The following is a 440-nucleotide window of genomic DNA, read 5'->3' as shown; positions in this document are numbered from 1 at the left end:
TTCCCGATCTGTTCGGCCATCGGCCGCTGATCATCGCCTCGCACGCCGCGGTGGCGGTGCTCTACATTATCTTCCGGGTTGCGATCTGGCTGCAGAAGCTGCGGGCCCGGCGGTAGATCGCCCGTCGCCGCGGCCCGATCCTGGCATGCCGATTCCCGTCCGAAACCGGTGGCTAAATCTTTAGGTTAATTATCCTTGCTGGGGTGACCGTTCGTTAAGCCTCTTTCGAAACCTCTTACCGGTAAGCTCTTGTTAGCCTTGGCGTTTAAGTCGAATTTTATGAGTATTCGATAGTGTCGCGATCAAGGTGAAAAACAAAAAAATCACCGGGCGACAAACGAGAGGCAAAGACAATGATCAATTCGCGTCCGGCGGCGAAGACCGCCACCGTATCCGACGACCGCCGCGAGGCGATCCGTTCGCTTTACATGGAATCGCCG

The 440-nt window shown here is 56.4% G+C and carries 1 protein-coding gene and 1 pseudogene; both read left to right on the top strand.

Annotated features, from left to right (window positions below; genetic code table 11):
* Window positions 1-116: DUF6163 family protein (locus EOA33_RS41430; protein ID WP_348628307.1), on the top strand; the 116-nt coding region annotated here is incomplete at its 5' end.
* A 237-nt stretch (window positions 117-353) separates the two neighbouring features.
* A pseudogene (locus tag EOA33_RS41640) lies at window positions 354-440 on the top strand (MarR family transcriptional regulator); the annotation flags it as partial.

The organism is Mesorhizobium sp. M4A.F.Ca.ET.050.02.1.1 (genome assembly GCF_003997725.1).
In the GTDB taxonomy this organism is placed as follows: domain Bacteria; phylum Pseudomonadota; class Alphaproteobacteria; order Rhizobiales; family Rhizobiaceae; genus Mesorhizobium.
This window is presented reverse-complemented; position numbering and strand designations above follow the sequence as displayed.